The 16884-nt window shown below is 48.4% G+C and carries 20 protein-coding genes; 8 read left to right on the forward strand and 12 right to left on the reverse strand.

Annotated features, from left to right (window positions below; genetic code table 11):
• Positions 1-98: 98 nt before the first annotated feature.
• From KNO87_RS13585 to glmS, 3 genes are all read right to left on the reverse strand, one after another.
• Positions 99-2129 (reverse strand): BglG family transcription antiterminator, encoded by a 2031-nt coding sequence (locus KNO87_RS13585; RefSeq protein WP_214814667.1) that lies wholly within the window; start codon positions 2127-2129, stop codon positions 99-101.
• A complete protein-coding gene (locus tag KNO87_RS13590) occupies positions 2119-2388 on the reverse strand; it encodes a PTS sugar transporter subunit IIB (RefSeq protein ID WP_214814668.1) in 270 nt (89 codons plus the stop codon). Before KNO87_RS13590 ends, KNO87_RS13585 begins: the two co-directional genes overlap by 11 nt.
• A 143-nt stretch (positions 2389-2531) precedes the next feature.
• Positions 2532-4328, reverse strand: coding sequence for a glutamine--fructose-6-phosphate transaminase (isomerizing) (glmS, locus tag KNO87_RS13595; RefSeq protein WP_214814669.1), 1797 nt, complete (start codon positions 4326-4328; stop codon positions 2532-2534).
• A gap of 413 nt (positions 4329-4741) precedes the next feature.
• Here glmS and KNO87_RS13600 point away from each other — a divergent pair, with 413 nt between their 5' ends.
• A complete protein-coding gene (locus tag KNO87_RS13600) occupies positions 4742-5077 on the forward strand; it encodes a hypothetical protein (protein ID WP_214814670.1) in 336 nt (111 codons plus the stop codon).
• Between the two features lie 31 nt (positions 5078-5108).
• Here the strand turns inward: KNO87_RS13600 and KNO87_RS13605 are convergent, their stop codons facing one another.
• From KNO87_RS13605 to KNO87_RS13630, 6 genes are read right to left on the reverse strand one after another with little or no spacing between them, the layout of a single operon-like run.
• Positions 5109-5852 (reverse strand): endonuclease/exonuclease/phosphatase family protein, encoded by a 744-nt coding sequence (locus KNO87_RS13605; protein ID WP_214814671.1) that lies wholly within the window; start codon positions 5850-5852, stop codon positions 5109-5111.
• Between the two features lie 26 nt (positions 5853-5878).
• Positions 5879-6349 carry a hypothetical protein gene (locus tag KNO87_RS13610; RefSeq protein ID WP_214814672.1) on the reverse strand — a complete coding sequence of 157 codons (471 nt, stop codon included), beginning with the start codon at positions 6347-6349 and terminating at the stop codon, positions 5879-5881.
• On the reverse strand, positions 6336-6854 hold the full coding sequence (locus KNO87_RS13615) for a hypothetical protein (protein ID WP_214814673.1): 519 nt from the start codon (positions 6852-6854) through the stop codon (positions 6336-6338). The genes KNO87_RS13610 and KNO87_RS13615 overlap by 14 nt, the downstream gene beginning before the upstream one ends.
• A complete protein-coding gene (locus KNO87_RS13620; protein ID WP_214814674.1) occupies positions 6833-7288 on the reverse strand; it encodes a hypothetical protein in 456 nt (151 codons plus the stop codon). Before KNO87_RS13620 ends, KNO87_RS13615 begins: the two co-directional genes overlap by 22 nt.
• Entirely contained in the window at positions 7289-7717 is a 429-nt protein-coding gene (locus tag KNO87_RS13625) for a hypothetical protein (protein ID WP_214814675.1), read from the reverse strand.
• On the reverse strand, positions 7717-8160 hold the full coding sequence (locus KNO87_RS13630) for a hypothetical protein (protein ID WP_214814676.1): 444 nt from the start codon (positions 8158-8160) through the stop codon (positions 7717-7719). Before KNO87_RS13630 ends, KNO87_RS13625 begins: the two co-directional genes overlap by 1 nt.
• 206 nt (positions 8161-8366) lie before the next feature.
• Between KNO87_RS13630 and KNO87_RS13635 the strand changes: the two genes are divergently transcribed.
• The 7 genes from KNO87_RS13635 to KNO87_RS13665 all read left to right on the forward strand — a co-directional run bounded on the left by KNO87_RS13635 (position 8367) and on the right by KNO87_RS13665 (position 13945).
• Positions 8367-9077: a GntR family transcriptional regulator gene (locus KNO87_RS13635; protein ID WP_214814677.1), complete on the forward strand. Its 711-nt coding sequence runs from the start codon at positions 8367-8369 to the stop codon at positions 9075-9077.
• Positions 9078-9231: 154 nt separating this feature from the next.
• Complete coding sequence (locus tag KNO87_RS13640) at positions 9232-9579, forward strand: PTS lactose/cellobiose transporter subunit IIA (protein WP_214696899.1); 348 nt, start codon at positions 9232-9234, stop codon at positions 9577-9579.
• Positions 9576-9884, forward strand: coding sequence for a PTS sugar transporter subunit IIB (locus KNO87_RS13645; RefSeq protein ID WP_015880671.1), 309 nt, complete (start codon positions 9576-9578; stop codon positions 9882-9884). The genes KNO87_RS13640 and KNO87_RS13645 overlap by 4 nt, the downstream gene beginning before the upstream one ends.
• Before the next feature lie 15 nt (positions 9885-9899).
• Positions 9900-11306 (forward strand): GH1 family beta-glucosidase, encoded by a 1407-nt coding sequence (locus tag KNO87_RS13650; RefSeq protein WP_214814678.1) that lies wholly within the window; start codon positions 9900-9902, stop codon positions 11304-11306.
• Positions 11307-11318: 12 nt separating this feature from the next.
• Positions 11319-12647, forward strand: coding sequence for a PTS sugar transporter subunit IIC (locus KNO87_RS13655; RefSeq protein WP_214696903.1), 1329 nt, complete (start codon positions 11319-11321; stop codon positions 12645-12647).
• Positions 12648-12722: 75 nt separating this feature from the next.
• Positions 12723-12881, forward strand: coding sequence for a hypothetical protein (locus KNO87_RS13660; protein ID WP_214814679.1), 159 nt, complete (start codon positions 12723-12725; stop codon positions 12879-12881).
• A gap of 101 nt (positions 12882-12982) precedes the next feature.
• The gene (locus KNO87_RS13665) at positions 12983-13945 is read left to right on the forward strand and encodes a quinone oxidoreductase family protein (RefSeq protein WP_214814680.1); all 963 of its coding nucleotides are present in this window, start codon (positions 12983-12985) and stop codon (positions 13943-13945) included.
• 33 nt (positions 13946-13978) lie between these two features.
• Here KNO87_RS13665 and KNO87_RS13670 read toward each other — a convergent pair whose 3' ends face one another.
• From KNO87_RS13670 to KNO87_RS13680, 3 genes are all read right to left on the reverse strand, one after another.
• A complete protein-coding gene (locus KNO87_RS13670) occupies positions 13979-14476 on the reverse strand; it encodes a hypothetical protein (protein ID WP_214814681.1) in 498 nt (165 codons plus the stop codon).
• A gap of 99 nt (positions 14477-14575) precedes the next feature.
• Positions 14576-15928 (reverse strand): GH1 family beta-glucosidase, encoded by a 1353-nt coding sequence (locus KNO87_RS13675; RefSeq protein WP_214814682.1) that lies wholly within the window; start codon positions 15926-15928, stop codon positions 14576-14578.
• A 24-nt stretch (positions 15929-15952) separates the two neighbouring features.
• Positions 15953-16882 carry a carbohydrate ABC transporter permease gene (locus tag KNO87_RS13680; RefSeq protein WP_214814683.1) on the reverse strand — a complete coding sequence of 310 codons (930 nt, stop codon included), beginning with the start codon at positions 16880-16882 and terminating at the stop codon, positions 15953-15955.
• Positions 16883-16884 lie beyond the last annotated feature (2 nt).

A 16884-nucleotide genomic window follows, 5' to 3' on the forward strand; every position in this document is an offset into this window, starting at 1 on the left:
CACCTGTATTGTATGCCTGGAGTAAGCGCTTTCTCAATTCAATCCAGTTCACACTTTGGCAACATTCTGTGCCAAACAAAAAAATGACCATGGTTCGGTCATTTTTCATACAACGTCTCATGAATCATTTTCTTCATGCATTCATGCAACAACAAACGAAGGTCCTCTTTCGTCCCCGTGCTGTATAGACGCATGTGTTCCTCACTCTCAATGAGCGAACCACTAATCGCGCTTAAAAATTGAAGTTCGACATCCCGTGCTTCTTCTGGTGCCAAGAGCACGAGCAGTCGTGTCACGGGTTCAGTCGATTGATCCATCATGAGAAGCGGGATTGACGTCGTTAAATCAAACGCGAATACACTCGCTTTCTCAATTGAAGTGTGTCGTCCGTGAAACAATGCGAGTTTCGTACCCGGCACCCCAAGACCTGCGACCTCGTGACGACGAAGCAATTGTGCGGATAACTGAATCCCGCTTTGCACGAGTTCCCGTTCCTCGAGATGTGTCCCGATATCAACCAGAATATCCTCTAAGCGGTCTGTATTGTTGAGTGTGACCAAGTCAAACTGATGATCCATCCGCTCGAACGTCTCTACGAGCTCTCCTAGTTCGGCAAAATCAAGCATCGTTGAACGTGGTTTCGGCGTTAACGTTTGGAATGATTGCGGTAACGACAATAAAAGATGACGGACACGCTGTACTTCCTCACTCGTCAATAACGGATTGACAATCAACGTTGGCACGGAGAGCGGTGGTAACGGAACGGTCGACAAAATCACATCATATTCTTCAAGTCGATGTTGTTCTAAACCAAATAGAGACGAGTTGACAACGTCTTGCATCTCCGGGAACTCTTGACGTACCCGATTGACGAGCATCTTCGACGAACCGAGTCCGGCCGAACAGACGACAAGCGCCCGATATTCACGACGCCGTACTGGCTTGACGAGCGCTGCCGCGAAGTGCATCGCCCAAAAAACAGTCTCTTCTTCGGAGAACGTATTCGTCCCAAAGACGATATCGGCAGCCTGTTGGATTGCCGAACGAAGTCCCGGGTAGTCGCGGTCGATATGGGGTTTCACCGTACTCGTCTCCGGCAAAGCCTGCGTGTTCATACTCGATAGGATGTGCGCGAGCAGCCCTCGTTCAAGTGCCGCGTCATCCGTAAAGGTGAATCCATAGATGAGTGAGACGTGATGAATCAGTTTATGCACCCGAATCTGCATGATCCATCGTTCTTCTTCATCTTCTTTCATTTGATCTTTAATCGAGCGGAGACGATTCGCCTCCTCCGCGAACCAGACACGTTCCGCCATCGAGTAAGTGATCCCCAGTGCCTCTTCCATATCGGTGGCGACTTTCAAATAGTCCTCAGACCGTCCTTTCGTATACATCTCTAAAAAGAATCCGGACGCTAGCCGCTCTTGTTGCACTCCATAGGCGAACGTGACCCGCATGATGGTGCGGTCATCCATCCGTTCAAACGAGCGTGACTTCAAATAATCATAGCCGTCTCGAAGAGCTTCGAGCATCTCTTCACATGGCACGGTCTTTAAAAATGCTGGAATGTAGTCATCCTCGCCACGGACGAAGCGATAAAAGGCAAGCGTGTCCCAGTGGGCAAGGAGGGCGTTAATCAATAGCTTACGCTTCTCTGACTCATAGCCGAGCACTCTTGCACCGACACCCTTTTTTCGCTCGACTTCCAAATGATATTCTTCGAACCAACGATCCAATTTCTCTAGGTCTTGTGTCAACGTGCTCGGCGACACGTGCATCTGTTTGGCGACCGCCTGCAATTTGAGCGTATCGCTCTCGAACAAGAGGCGCCACGCCAGCTCAAATAAGCGGTCCTCGCTCGTCGGGATCGCTTCTGCAGATAAGATGAGGTCTTCTCGTAACTGTTGTTTCGCCGACGGTTTGCCGACAAGGCTAAGTCCATGCCCCCGTTGCCAGGCAAGTTCGAGCTCGAACTCTTTCAAGATGCCTTCAAGTAATTGTCGTTCGCGTTGAATCGTGCGTTCAGACAAATTCACCGCCTGCGCGATTTCGGCGAGCGGTGTCGATGTCTCGGTTGCCAATAAGTGTAGTAAGATTGACCGCTCTCGTGCGGTCCACTCATGTCTCATGCTCATCCATCCATTCTTCGACAAGTAGTCGGTATTCCTCGAGCGACAGGAGTTGTCGGACTGATCGAACACGTGCGGTTGGATGGGTGACCGGGGTCGCCCCTTCCTGATAGAGAATCAAATCCACCTCGTTTGGGATGTTTTGAATCGTTCCGTGCGTAATCGTACAAGACAAGCTCCCATCGCTTGCCTGTGCAAATAACTTCGCCGCTATCGCACTCGTCACAAAACCGCTGTGGCAAGCAATGTATACGTTCATGTCAGCCCTTCTTTCGTCGCTTATCTTTATCTAATCATAAGTTGGAACCGCTTACTTCTCCTACTATTTTGCTTGTTGGCAAAGATATCGGCAAGTAGTAAAAAGCACCTCTCGTAATGAAAGGTGCTTCTTCACTATTTAATTTATTCCACCGTCACCGATTTCGCCAAGTTACGTGGCTTGTCGACGTCACAACCACGGGCGAGTGCCGCGTAATATGCCATCAATTGAACTGGCAATACGTTGATGAGCGGTGCCAAGAGTGGCTCGACATGCGGCAAGATGAAATCATCGTTCTCGTGTTCCACACCTTGCATGGAGATGATACAAGCGTTCGCGCCACGAGCGACGACCTCTTTGACGTTCCCACGAATATTCAAGTTCGTTTTCGGTTGTGAGATGAGTGCGATGACCGGTGTCCCGTCTTCGATCAAGGCGATTGACCCGTGCTTTAGTTCCCCACCCGGGTACCCTTCCGCTTGGATATACGAGATTTCCTTCACCTTGAGCGCTCCCTCAAGACAAACAGACGCGTCGAGCCCACGCCCGATGAAGAACGTATTCGGTGTCGTCTTCAAGTAACGTTCCGCAAGGTCTTCGAACAACTCTTTTTGCGCCATGATGGAATCCATGATCGTCGCGACACGAGCGAGTTCCGGCATAAGGTCGAATGGTAACGCTTTACCCGTCGCACGAGCGATGTCGTATGCGAGAATCGCGAGGACGGCAATCTGAGCCGTGTACGCTTTCGTCGAAGCGACCGCGATCTCCGGTCCGGCATGGAGGAGCATCGTCTCGTTCGCTTCACGTGAGAGTGTCGATCCCGGGACATTCGTCATCGTGAGCGCTTTATATCCGCGCTTCTTCACTTCGACGAGCACGGCTCGGCTGTCCGCTGTCTCACCGGATTGTGATAAGAAGACGAACAACGGACGTTCACTTAAGAGAGGCATGTTGTAGCCAAATTCAGAAGAAACATGCACTTCTGTCGGAATACCGGCAATGCGTTCCAAAATATCTTTTCCGACGAGTCCGGCGTTATAGCTCGTCCCACACGCGACGATATAGATGCGGTCCGCTTCCGAGACGAGCTCGCGCACGCCTTCTGTGAGTTCGATGTCGCCGTTCTCGTTCTGGTAGTGCTGGATGATGTTGCGGATGACGGCCGGTTGCTCGTCCATCTCCTTCAACATGTAGTGCGCGTACGTGCCTTTCTCGATGTCTGACGCATCGATTTCGGCCGTGTACGGTGCACGCTCGAGTACGTCACCGTCGAGCGTCTTGATCGTTGCCGATTCACGTGTGAGGATGACGATCTCGCCGTCGTGGAGCTCGAGGTACTGGTCCGTCACCTGGAGCATCGCCATCGCGTCCGATGCGACGACGTTGAACGTGCCGTCCCCGAGTCCGACGAGAAGCGGTGACTTGTTCTTCCCGATATAGAGGCGCTCTTTGTCTTCTGAGTCGATCATCGCGATCGCGTATGAACCGTGGAGGTCCGAGAGCGTCTTGCGGAACGCCGCCTCGACATCACCGAGCTCGACGAAGTGCTTCTCCATGAGCTGGACGATGACTTCCGTGTCCGTCTCTGAAAGGAACGGGACCTCGAGTGTCGCTTTTAACTGTTCATCATTCTCAATTACACCATTGTGGACGAGCGTGAAGCGTCCTGTCGTACTTTGGTGCGGGTGGGCGTTCGGTACGCTCGGTACCCCGTGTGTCGCCCAACGTGTGTGACCGATTCCGATCGTTCCTTCTGCGTCAGCCGATACGATGTCACGGAGTGCTTGGATTCGTCCAACTTCTTTGAATATACGAACGTCATCACCGACCAAGGCAATCCCTGCCGAGTCATAACCACGGTACTCGAGCTTTTCAAGTCCTTTCAATAAAATCTCTTTCGTTCCAACTTGTCCGATCATCCCTACGATTCCACACATAAACAAATCTCCTCTATTCTTCGATTTCTCGAAAAAGGAAACGGGCTTTTTAGAGTGATGTCATCAAGTCTCGCTTTGTCCGTCCGGTCGCCCGAGCGTTTTATCGAGACTCTCTCAGTCGTGACACGCGACTGGAAGGCATCCGCCGAATTCCTCGATCACCTTCGTCCTCGTCAACTCCGCAGAGTTCTGGCGCTTTTATCTCATATCCAGCCGTTTCTCCAGATACGCTTTCATGCTATCGAGTACAAGATGTGTTGGATAGTGGAATCGTAAAAATAGTCGTTCAATACTTTTTTACCGTTCATGTAAAAGTCACCACTTTCACTAAAAAGCCATCCGTTCATCAGGTTTTCGAGTGGGGATAGAACGGGCATGATACAAGTAACGAGTAAAGAAATGAGGGGAAACACATGGGTGGCATCTTCCTATTGATCGGCATACTGTTATCCGTCTTATCCAGGTGGCTCGAATTTGAAGGGAATAACACGTTAGGAGACGTCATGTTGTTTCCTGCGATTTTTTTCATGGCCATGGCATTCTTATGCAGTTTTCCTTACTTCAAAGACTGGTGGGACGACCGCTCCACACGTAAGAAAGCATTTTTATTCGTGATCTTTGCCGCAGTTGCCATCCTCTGTCTACAAGCCGCTTTCTGGTTTGTCGTCTGGCGAGATCAATGGCTCGGGCTCCTTTTCGTCATACCGTTCTTGGCATGTGCGGGGTTCATCGCTCGGTTGTTCAAATAATTAGGAGGATGCGCCGCAGCACATCCTCCTTTTAGTTCACGATGACATCGACGACCACTCCGTAATGATCACTCGGTACAATGTCGGTACCCGTTTGCATGTCCCCGAACACGTTGACATCCTGGATCTCAACATCTTTCCACTCGGAACGGATCAAAATCCAATCGTATCGTTCAGACTGCGTAAGATGAGAAGATTGTAAGTACGGATTCTGTTTTACGTCTAGCGTCGGCAGTGGCTCTTCCGCAACAAACGTCGTCACGTCCCGCCACCCTACATCCGATAAGTCATGATAGATAGTGGATTGAGGGTGATCATTGAAATCTCCACACAACACTTCGATCAACTTCTGGCATCCTTTGCTTAACCAGTCTTGAACCGCTCTCATCTGACGTTCTCGAATCGAAGGAGAGCGCCAGTTCAGATGGACGTTGGTGATGCCCCATTCCTGGCTTCCCCGTCCAAGCGTCACTCGTGTCGCACAAAAGTTTGACTCTTCAACATCTTCTTCCCAAATCGCTTCAACTGAAGACAAGGGAATCTTGCTCAAAAAAGCGAGTCCTTCGTCTGGTGAGTCAGGGTAAGGATGAAAAACGCAGAACGGATACCTTGTTTGTTCAGCAATGTCATGAGCCACACTTCCCTGTTCATAAGAACGGACTTCTTGCAGGGCAATCACATCCGCGTCGATTCGTTTTACTTCTTGGCAAACCGCTTCGATTCGCTCTTGCCATAACGTTTCATTGTTCCAAATGTTATATGTCGCAATCCTCACTTCATATTCCTACTTTCTAGAGTGAGTCACGCGCTCCCCCACTTCTGTTCTTCCTTTAACTCTCGTTCCGTGACATAGTTCTCATCAAGACGAACCATATATCGCTCATACCATTTATGTCCGATGACTGATATGACACCTCCAGTGACCATCAATCCGATAAAGTAAGGTGTCTCAATTTGTTTCGTGATCCATCCGAACATGAGGATTAGCAAAACCGGGAACGTCAAAAAATTAAAAATCGACATCAAGTGTATGTGACGTTTGGCGTCTCGATTCGTTAAATATTTCAATTGAATCGTTTCTTTCTTCCAAGATTTCTTAATCGCAAATAGGCCTGCAAATTGACCAATCAAAAGAACGGTTTCTGCTGACACCCATCCTTTTTCAGTCGCAACAAACAGCGAAATACAGATCATCCACGACAGAAAAGTGAAGACTCCATTCTTCTCAGACTCAACACTGGCGAGCTCTCTCATTTGATCACGTTTGTTCACGACGTTGCTCCTTCTCGTATTCACGGACCTCACGAATCTCTTTCAAATCTTTATCCGTCAAATAGTTCTCATCATAGGACTGAATAACGCGGTCGAACCGTTTCGCCAAGTATTCAATCCCGAAAAACGTCAGCTGCGAAAGGAGGAACACACGGAATGATTGTGGACCTGTCGTTTCACTCGTGAAATAAAAGAGTCCATAAATCCCGACACCCGTCAAAGCGAGCGTGTGTGCAATCATTTTGAACGATAAGAGGTTACGTGCCGTTTGATTTTTCACGAAACGCAGCCACATCTGGTATCGAACAAAAATACCTGTCAACACGACAGCGAGCACCGCATATAATGCTCCCGTGACGACCCCATCTGAGAGTGTCCAATACGAGGCGTAAATCAAAAAACTGACAACAAGCCCGATGCCGATGATTCCGACACCCCATCCGGTCCAGCGGTCTACTTTTAAAATCGTATCGATTTGTGATTTTACTTTTGGTGATAATTCCATACGTCACCTCTCCCTTCTATCACTTCCTCGTACGTCGGTAGCTCTGGTTCAATATGTTGGAGTTGTTTCGTAAACCACTTCTGGCGAATCGGACTGAGTACTCCCCATATTCCAAAAAAGAGACCAATCATGAGACCAAATTCTTCTGCTGTCAGCAGGGTCACCATGAGTGTAGTCAACAAAATCGCGTCCATCCATTCAAACATGTATTGGAAAATGAGGACTCGATGCGCTTTTGGATGTTTTGTCATTCGCCACATGATGCGCATCTCTTGAAAACCCGTCACGACGATGAGTACAGAGACCGACACCATAATAGGAATCAACCATATTTTCTCTAACAAGAGGGCGACAATGACGGCCGTGACATACAAGATCAAGACGGGTACGGCATAACGTCGCATCCGTTGCACCCACTTTACATCTTGCTCCATCTATACCGCCTCCTTGTCTATTTTCATATACCCTTCGTCTTGTCGTTTCGTTTGTTTGTTCACGTTCAACGTCCATAGTATCGCGCCACCGATGAACACCGTCACATAAATGTACGCTACGTTAGACGTGAACAATAGTTGATCATTCAATGCGAGAAAACAGGCAACACTATTAATCACGTCCCGAGCAAGCTGACGATGATACAACCCTTTCAACTTTGGTTGAAACCCCAAACGCATCTGATAACGCTTCACGTATAAGATGTTCAATGGAATGAGTGCACAGGTGATATACAGCACGCCCCATGTGAGCTCATCGGTCAATAAGCTAATCGGTAACATCAGTACCACAAATGTTCCAAACAGGCCGAAAATCCATTGGTCGAATAAACGTTTCCATGCCTTCTCTTGCGTCATGCGTTCATTCATCATTTTTGCCGTTCCTGATCCAACTGATGTAATAGCGGGGCATGTTCCTTTAGTTTCTTTTGAAACATGCGCGACACCTGATCGCTCACCGCTCCCCATACAAGCAGTCCAATCGCTAACGCCAAACTGTCATATTGAAAGATGAGAAGAGCTGAAACCAGGGAGACAAGCACACCTGAACTGATCAAGTCATAAAGTAGGTTCCACTTCAGTAATTGCACTACATTTCGATCATTCATATGCGTACGACGCATCCGATACTTCTTCACGTCTAACCCAATCATAGCGATTCCAATCAAGAGAAATGGAACGGTCAACCAGACATAACGACCAAAGAACGATAGGACAATGGCGACCACAATAAACGTCAGCATTACGTAACCGACCCGAAGATGTGACTTCCGCCATGCTGTTTCTTCCGTATACCAATGTGTCTCAGTCAAATCAAACACATCCTTTCTCTAGCGTGCATTTCTCTTATATACGTAATCTCACCCTTCATTGTTTCACATTTTCCGAATATTCCCTCAATGATTCGTTCGACTTTTTTCAACAATTGATAAATGAAACGTATCCGCTTACAAAGGTTATCTGCTATACTGGTAGCAAATTCATTCCTACAAATTTTTTGTGAAAGGTGTAGAACTGTATGTCTCCGAAGTACAAGCAAGTTGCGAGTCAGATTGAATCAGACATTGTCAATCATGTCTACCAACATACGAATAAACTATTGACCGAGGATGAGTACGCCAATAAATACGGTGTCAGCCGCAACACGGTCCGAAAAGCGATCGAAATTCTCGTCAACAAAGGATATGTCTATCAAGTTCAAGGGAGTGGCGTCTTCGTCCGCGACCACTACAATAGCGATTACATCAATCTTGAAAAACTCCAAGGTCTCACGAGTGACTTCAGTGGTCGGAAAGTCGAGACGCGCGTCTTACATTTCGAACAGACGGTCGCGAACGATGAAGTCGCGGAGCGGATGAAGTGCCCAATTGGTACACCCGTCTATTTCGTGAAACGGCTACGTCTCGTCGATGATCATCCGTTCTCGGTAGAGGATTCGTACTTCCGAAAAGAGCTCGTTATCTACTTAGACGAAAACATCGTTCAAAAGTCGATCTATACGTATTTACGAAACGATCAAAAGCTCGCCATCGGATTTGCTGATCGTGTCATTTATGCGGATTTCCTCGATGCAGACTCAGCTAGCCTGCTCGACCTGAAAGAGAACGACCCTGCTTTGATTGTCGATAACACCGTTTACTTAACAAACGGACAAATCTTCGACGTCTCTCGTTCCACCCATCATTTTAAACATGTCAAAATGCTCAAAGTCTCGAACATCAAGTCCTAAACGCGCCCGAGAGATGCTTTTCTCGCGCGCATTTTTTTATGCCATTTTCTAAAAAGTAAGGGTTTACACGAAAACGCTTTCGTGCTACTATCAACATGTAGAAAATAATTTGTACCTATGAATTCCATTTATCCATACAAAAAGGAGAGATATTATGGTTTCGGAAACAATTGAAATCTCACCGGAAGATATTTTCGGTCTCATCGCCCTCTCGGGTGACGCCAAAGCGAGCTACCATCAAGCGATGCTCCTCATGCAAGAAGGAAAAAAAGAAGAAGCAGAGGCAGCAGTCGTTGCTGGTGACGCGACATTAAAAGAAGCACATGCGATTCAAACGAAATTCGTGACGCTCGAAGCACAAGGTAAATCGGCAACGGTCGGTGTCCTCATGGTGCACGCGCAAGATCACTTGATGAACACGATTCTCGTCAAAGAAATGCTTGGATATATGATGAACATGCAAAACGAAATCAACGAATTGAAAGGAATGGATCAAAAATGATTAAAATCGGACTCTTCTGTGCGGCAGGAATGTCAACAAGTATGTTAGTAGAAAAAATGAAAGCGGTTGCCTCTGAACGTGGCATCGAAGCTGAAATCGCAGCTTATCCAGAATCAGAGATGGAAACTTACGTTGACAACATCGACGTTGCACTTCTCGGACCACAAGTGAAGTACCTCCTTTCAAAAGGAAAGCAAATCTGTGAACCAAAAGGTGTTCCAATCGACGTCATCAACACAGTCGACTACGGCATGATGAACGGTGCGAAAGTATTAGACCACTCATTGAAACTTGTAAATAAATAAACTGAGGTGACTACTTTGAAAATGCCTAAAGATTTCTTGTTCGGCGCTGCTTCGGCCTCTTACCAGGTCGAAGGCGCATGGAACGAGGACGGGAAAGGCCTCTCGAACTGGGACGTCTTCTCGAAAATTCCTGGTAAGACATTTGAAAACACAAACGGCGACGTCGCAGTCGACCATTACCATCGTTATAAAGAAGACATCGCGCTCATGGCGGAGATGGGACTCGAATCGTATCGCTTCTCGATCTCATGGCCACGTGTCTTCCCGAACGGTACGGGTGAAGTGAACGAAAAAGGACTCGAGTTCTATAACAACTTGATCGACGAATGTTTGAAACATGACATCGTCCCATTCGTCACGCTCTACCATTGGGATCTTCCACAAGCACTTGAAGAAAAAGGCGGCTGGAAGAACAAAGAGACGGTTGACGCATTCGTCCGTTTCGCGGATACTTGCTTCCAATCGTTCGGTGATCGTGTGAACCACTGGATCACGTTCAACGAAGCGGTCATCTTCTGCTCACTTGGATACTTAACAGGCGCACACCCGCCAGGCATCGAAGGCGACGTCAAAGGTTATTTCCAAACGACGCATAACGTTTTCGTCGCTCACGCCCGTGCTGTCGAGCTCTTCAAACGAAACGGTCACACTGGCGAAATCGGGATCACACACGTGTTCAACCCAGCGTTCAGTATCGATGACGCAGAAGAGAACAAGTTTGCTGAAATGCACGCGAACGCTTATGCGACACATTGGTTCTACGATCCAATCTTAAAAGGTGAATATCCGGAGTACGTCGTGAACGGTTTAAACGAACAAGGTCTTCTCCCTGAAATGACGGAGGAAGAACTCGACGTCTTGAAACGTACTGCTCCGATGAATGACTTTATCGGTCTCAACTACTACAGCCCGCAGCGCGTCATGAAAAATGACTCTGCGCTCGTCATGGCTGGTGGACGTGAGAACTCGACAGGTCGCCCTGGTAACCCATCGTTCGATGGTGTCTACAAGACAGTTAAGATGGACGACAAAGTGTACACGAAATGGGATTGGGAAATCTCACCGGAAGCGTTCCTCGATGGCATGCATATGTTGAAAGATCGTTACGGCGACGTCAAAATCTATATCACAGAGAACGGTCTCGGTGATGTCGACCCGATCGTCGACGGCGAGATCATGGATACGCCACGGATCGAGTACATCGAAGGTCACCTTCGCGCAGTAAAACACGCTGTTCAACAAGGCATCAACGTTGCCGGTTACTATGCTTGGTCTGCAATCGACCTACTTAGCTGGTTAAATGGTTATAAGAAACAATACGGGTTCATCTACGTCGACCACAACAATGGTCTCGCACGGAAGAAGAAACAGTCGTTCCACTGGTATAAAGAGATCATCGCCACGCGCGCTGAAGACCTATAAGGAGGTTCCCCTATGAGCCGCTTAGAAAGAGTATTTGAAAAGTTCACCCCTGCTTTTGTTCGCTTTGCGAACGCCAAGCCCGTCCTTGCGATTAAGGACGGGTTCATCCTCACGATGCCGATGACAATCATCGGATCGTTGTTCCTTCTCATCCTGGCGTTACCGATTCCAGGTTGGGCTGACTTCATGTCAGGTCTATTCGGAGCAGACTGGTCACTCCCGCTCACGCAAGTCGTCGGTGCGACGTTTGACATCCTTGCTTTAATCGGTGTTTTTGGAATCGCTTACTCATACGTCAAGAACGAAAAGATCGAAGGCGTACCAGCTGGTATCCTTGGAATCATCTCGTTCCTCATCATCACACAAGCTTCTGTCTTGTCTGAATCTGGGGAATTCGTTGGTGGCGTCATTCCAAAAGTATGGACAGGTGGACAAGGTGTCCTCGCTGCCATCATCGTTGGATTGACAGTCGGATTTATCTACTCGCAGTTCATCAAACGCGGAATCAGCATTAAAATGCCAGACGGTGTTCCACCAGGCGTATCGAACTCATTCTCTGCACTTGTTCCTGGTTTGGCAATCATCTCACTCGCCGTTGCGACGTTTGCGATTTTCCAAGCGGTTGCAGAGCGTACGTTCACAGAAGTCATCTATGATGTTCTTCAAGCTCCACTTCAAAACTTGACGGATACACTCGCAGGAGCCGTCATCATCATGGTGCTCATGTCTGTCATGTGGTGGTGTGGAATTCACGGAGCCGCAATCCTTATGGGAATCATGGGACCTCTTCTCACAGCGAACGCGCTTCAAAACCAAGCGATCATCGATGCTGGTGGTACGCTCGTCGCTGGCGAGAACGCAAAAATCGTTACGATTCAATTCCTCGATGTGTTCACGAAACTTGGTGGATCAGGGATTACAATCGGCTTCATTATCGCGACACTGATCGTCGCACGTTCGGCACACTTGAAGCAGCTTGGGAAGTTGTCACTTGCACCAAGTATCTTCAACATCAATGAGCCGGTCATCTTCGGGATGCCAATCGTCTTCAACCCGATCATGTTCGTCCCATTCGTTGTCGTGCCAGCTATCGCTTCATTCATGGTTTACTTTGCCATCCTTTGGGGTTGGGTCGAGCCGTTCAACGCGCTTCAAGTACCATGGACGACACCTCCAGTCATCTCTGGATTCTTGATCGGTGGATGGCGTGCTGCCCTCTTACAAATTGCAACAATCGCTATGGCCGTTGCGGTGTATCTTCCATTCGTTCGCATTCAAGACCGCGTCTCGTATGGTGAAGAATTGAAAGCACAAGAAGAAGCAGACAAAGCATCAGCCTGAAACAAAAACGACAGCCCTTCTCAGCAATGAGGAGGGCTGTTATGATGTAGGAAAAGATTGGAAAGTTGGAGTAAGATGAAAAGAAATGTCACCGTCATGTTCGCGCTATTTGCCTCATCCTCGTTTGCAGCAGGTCTTGCCTTTCAGTCAGTCATTCCTTTCATCGTAGGTATCTTATTCATTTTAGCGGCCGGCTATCAAGCAGGAAAGCAAATCGAGACGAAGAAAGCCTGAGTTCATCAAATTGGACTCAGGCTTTGTCTTGGGCATCTCTACAAGTGATTCAAGCAACATATGCTATAGTTTGAGTGAATCTAACGAAGGAAGTGATCAGTATGAAGGCACTCGTCTTCCATCAGTTTGGCGGTCCTGATGTCTTAACGTATGAAGAAGTCCCGACACCGATGCCACAAGTCGATGAAGTATTGGTCCGCACGAAAGCAATTGGACTGAACTATGCCGATGTATATCGTCGAAAAGGGAATTATCATCTTGTCGGAGAACCTCCATACATTCTCGGGTATGAAGGGGCAGGCGTCATCGAGGCGGTCGGAGCGAACGTCACGTCGCTACAAGTCGGAAATCGAATCGCCTTTGCGGATGTCCCGCATGCCAACGCAGAATTCGTCGCTGTCCCACTCGACAAGGCGATTCCCCTCCCAGACACCATTTCATTTGAAACGGCCGCATCGGTCATGCTTCAAGGATTGACGGCTCATTATCTCGTTCACGATAGCTATCGGATTCAACCTGATGACGTTGCGGTTGTTCACGCAGCCGCTGGCGGTGTCGGTCAGTTGTTGACGCAGATGATTCAACGCCTCGGCGGACAGGTCATTGGTCTCACGTCGACAGACGAAAAAGTCTCGACCATTCAAACGCATGGTGCCCGTGCCTATCGCTATGACGAAGCATGGGTTCAACATATTCGTACCGTGACAGACGGTCGTGGTGCTGATGTCGTCTATGACTCGGTCGGTTCGACATTAGAAGACAGTTTCGAAGCAACTCGCATCGGTGGGACGGTTGTCTTCTACGGCATGGCCGGTGGCGACCCAAAACCGGTCGACCCGCGTATGCTCATGGACACCTCGAAGACGTTGACGGGTGGGGACCTATGGAACGTGCTCACGTCAATGGAAGAACGAATTCGCCGGTCACACGAATTGTTCAGTTGGATCGACGACGGGTCACTTATCGTTCCATCGCCAACGACGTTCGCCTTATCAGACGGGTCATCAGCCCACGCCTTTTTAGAAAGTCGGAAGAGCCAAGGGAAGATCCTCTTGATTCCATAAACAAACGCCAGCCCTTTATGAGGTGCTGGCGTTTTACATATCGTCTTTTCGGAGCGAGTATCCGTCGACCTCCAGTAATCGCATCCGCCTTTGGTCAATCGCCGCATGTACAATCACGGTCACACCCGGATTGAGCTCCATCATCTTTTTGATTTTTCGCAAGTCATCCCCATTGATCTCGACGGGCAACACGAATTCCCCTTCTCTCAAATGAACGAACTTGATTTTCCCTTGGTCGTCATATCCCGTTACCTCATACGTCGAAAATTCACGTTTCATCAACATTTCCCCTTCCTCCGAATCAATCTCGACATTTAATTTTCGTATTTCCCGTTCGCGTGTAATTCGTTTATCACGTTCAATCAGTCCCTTCACTCCTAAAAAAGAAGAGAAGAGGACAAATACGATAAAGAGAACGTTTAAATAAACCAATCCATAGAGCAGTCCGTAGATGAACCAGCACATTAACCAAATCATAATGAGAGAGGACGTTTTATCCTCCTCCCGCTCCTTTTCCGTTCTATAATCCAATGCCATCTCCCCTCCTTCCCTCTCTACTTCATGCATTCCCCCCTTGTATGCGTTGCACACAAAAAAATCCATCCCCGTAGCGGCAGGGATGGATACATGTTACGCCTCGACGCTATCCGCGTGTTCGGCCTTATGGTCGGCGATGACACCGGCATACCACTTCGCGCTGTCTTTCCAGATGCGCTCTTGCGTCTCAAAGTCGATATAGAGGATTCCGAAGCGCTTCTCGTATCCGAAGCTCCATTCGAAGTTATCCATGAGTGACCAGAGGTAGTAGCCTTGAATGTTCATGCCTTCATCGTTCAAGTCAGAGACAGCTTCGAGGTGCTGGCGGACGTAGTCGATCCGGTTATCGTCATGGACTTCGCCATTCTCCAGCACGTCGTCAAATGCGGCGCCGTTCTCTGTAATGTAGATTGGAAGGTCAGTATACTCGGCGCGTAAACGACGGATCAGGTCTTTGAATTCGTTCGGGGCGATATCCCAGCCCATGCCCGTCTTCTCGTAGTCCGAGTAAGCGTCTGCCTTCAAGAAATCATTTGCTGCGTTGAACTCGACAATACCACGGCTATAGAAGTTGATGCCGAAGAAATCGCAAGATGTCGAGATCGTCTCCATATCACCCGATTGGATGAAATCGAAGTTATGCACATATTTGGAGAACAGGTTCATCATGTCGACCGGATATTGGCCTTTGAAGACCGGATCGAGGAACCAGCGATTCGAATACCCGTCGGCATTGTTCATCGCAAGGCGGTCATTCGCCGAATCCGTCTTCGCATACATCGGTGACAAGTTGAGAGTGATGCCGATCGGGGTCGTGGACTTCATCTCTCGCTTCAACAATTCGACCGCTTTTCCGTGCGACAACAAGATGTGGTGCACGGCGCGTACCGCTTCATTCATGTCACGATGACCCGGTGCGTGAACACCGACATGGTAGCCGAGGAAGCCGGCACACCAAGGCTCATTGTGGGTAATCCAAGAGTCGACGATGTCATCAAGTTCTTCAAAACAGACTTTCGCATAATCGAGGAACCAGTCGACCGATTCACGGTTGACCCAGCCACCTTCATCGTGAGCCCACATCGGAAGGTCCCAGTGGTAAATCGTGACAGCTGGTTTGATTCCTTCTTCACGGAGACGCAGCGCCAAGTTTTTGTAGAACGCCATACCTTCTGGGTTGTACTCTCCCTTGGCAGGGAAGATTCGTGGCCATGCGATGGAAAATCGGTACGTGTCGACACCTAGCTTTTTGATGTGCTGAATGTCTTCCTCGTAACGATGGTAGTGGTCACATGCGACATCGCCGTTATGCTTTTCAAACACGCGCCCGTCGATGTCACAGAACATATCCCAGATAGAAGGAGTACGTCCTCCTTCGTTGTGTGCGCCTTCAATTTGGTACGAGGACGTGGCTGTCCCGAATACGAAGTCTTTCTTAAAATGCATAGTGTTTTCCTCTTTTCTCTATATTTATTCTTTGACAGCACCTGCCGAAATACTGCTGACGATGTACTTCGAGAGGAACAAGAAGGCAATCATGATCGGTACGACCGAGATCGCGATTCCTAGGTAAAGCGCGCCAAGGTTTTCTGCGACTTGTGATCCTTTCAAGAAGCCCATCAAGACAGGCAACGTGTATTTCTCAGGAGAGAATAAGAGAACAAGTGGCATCAAGTAGTTGTTCCACGAGCCGATAAACGTGAAGATCGACATCGTCGCAATGGCTGGCATCATCATCGGGAGCGCAATGGTATGGAAAATGCGCAATTCGCTCGCACCGTCAATCCGTGCCGCTTCAATCAAGCTGATGTGAAGCGTCGCTTGTGTGTACTGACGGATGAAGAAGACGGTGAACGGTGTCGCAATCGCTGGAACGATCAATGGGATGAACGAATCGAGAATTCCAAGCGTCTTCGAGATTTCGTAGAATCCGATGAGTCCGAGCTGTGCCGGTACCATCATCATGACGAGCATGAAGATGAACATCGCATTCTTCCCTTTGAAGTTGTAGAACGTGAATCCGTATGCAGTGAGTGCCGAGAAGTATCCAGAGAGGACAGTCACCGATACCGAGATAATCAAGCTGTTTTTGAAGCCGGTCCAGATGTTGATGTACTCGCTGAGGGTAGCGTAGTTATCGAGCAACGCATTACCAGGGATCAGGGTGAAACCAGATATGACTTCTCCGTTCGTCCGAGTCGCGTTGATGATCATCATCAAGAACGGGATGAAGCATATGATCGCAAGAATAGTCAAGCTTGCATAAATCAAGCCTCGAATAACACGATGTTTCGACTTTTCTTTTTTAGGTGGCGCCACTTTGAGTGGACGGTCTTCTTTACGTTTTGGCTGTGCTTCGCTATCAGGAAGCATACGCCGTGTTTCTGCATTTTGTTCCATCG

The organism is Exiguobacterium sp. s34 (assembly GCF_018617435.1).
GTDB classification, from domain to species: Bacteria; Bacillota; Bacilli; order Exiguobacteriales; family Exiguobacteriaceae; genus Exiguobacterium; species Exiguobacterium aestuarii.

Bases quoted from the DNA above. Each gene is read 5' to 3' on its own strand.
- glmS (WP_214814669.1), bottom strand. From the start codon at position 4,328: ATGTGTGGAATCGTAGGGATGATCGGACAAGTTGGAACGAAAGAGATT.
- KNO87_RS13600 (WP_214814670.1), top strand. From the start codon at position 4,742: ATGGGTGGCATCTTCCTATTGATCGGCATACTGTTATCCGTCTTATCC.
- KNO87_RS13675 (WP_214814682.1), bottom strand. From the start codon at position 15,928: ATGCATTTTAAGAAAGACTTCGTATTCGGGACAGCCACGTCCTCGTAC.
- KNO87_RS13590 (WP_214814668.1), bottom strand. From the start codon at position 2,388: ATGAACGTATACATTGCTTGCCACAGCGGTTTTGTGACGAGTGCGATA.
- KNO87_RS13660 (WP_214814679.1), top strand. From the start codon at position 12,723: ATGAAAAGAAATGTCACCGTCATGTTCGCGCTATTTGCCTCATCCTCG.
- KNO87_RS13615 (WP_214814673.1), bottom strand. From the start codon at position 6,854: ATGGAATTATCACCAAAAGTAAAATCACAAATCGATACGATTTTAAAA.
- KNO87_RS13680 (WP_214814683.1), bottom strand. From the start codon at position 16,882: ATGGAACAAAATGCAGAAACACGGCGTATGCTTCCTGATAGCGAAGCA.
- KNO87_RS13635 (WP_214814677.1), top strand. From the start codon at position 8,367: ATGTCTCCGAAGTACAAGCAAGTTGCGAGTCAGATTGAATCAGACATT.
- KNO87_RS13625 (WP_214814675.1), bottom strand. From the start codon at position 7,717: ATGAATGAACGCATGACGCAAGAGAAGGCATGGAAACGTTTATTCGAC.
- KNO87_RS13620 (WP_214814674.1), bottom strand. From the start codon at position 7,288: ATGGAGCAAGATGTAAAGTGGGTGCAACGGATGCGACGTTATGCCGTA.
- KNO87_RS13645 (WP_015880671.1), top strand. From the start codon at position 9,576: ATGATTAAAATCGGACTCTTCTGTGCGGCAGGAATGTCAACAAGTATG.
- KNO87_RS13640 (WP_214696899.1), top strand. From the start codon at position 9,232: ATGGTTTCGGAAACAATTGAAATCTCACCGGAAGATATTTTCGGTCTC.
- KNO87_RS13585 (WP_214814667.1), bottom strand. From the start codon at position 2,129: ATGAGACATGAGTGGACCGCACGAGAGCGGTCAATCTTACTACACTTA.
- KNO87_RS13655 (WP_214696903.1), top strand. From the start codon at position 11,319: ATGAGCCGCTTAGAAAGAGTATTTGAAAAGTTCACCCCTGCTTTTGTT.
- KNO87_RS13665 (WP_214814680.1), top strand. From the start codon at position 12,983: ATGAAGGCACTCGTCTTCCATCAGTTTGGCGGTCCTGATGTCTTAACG.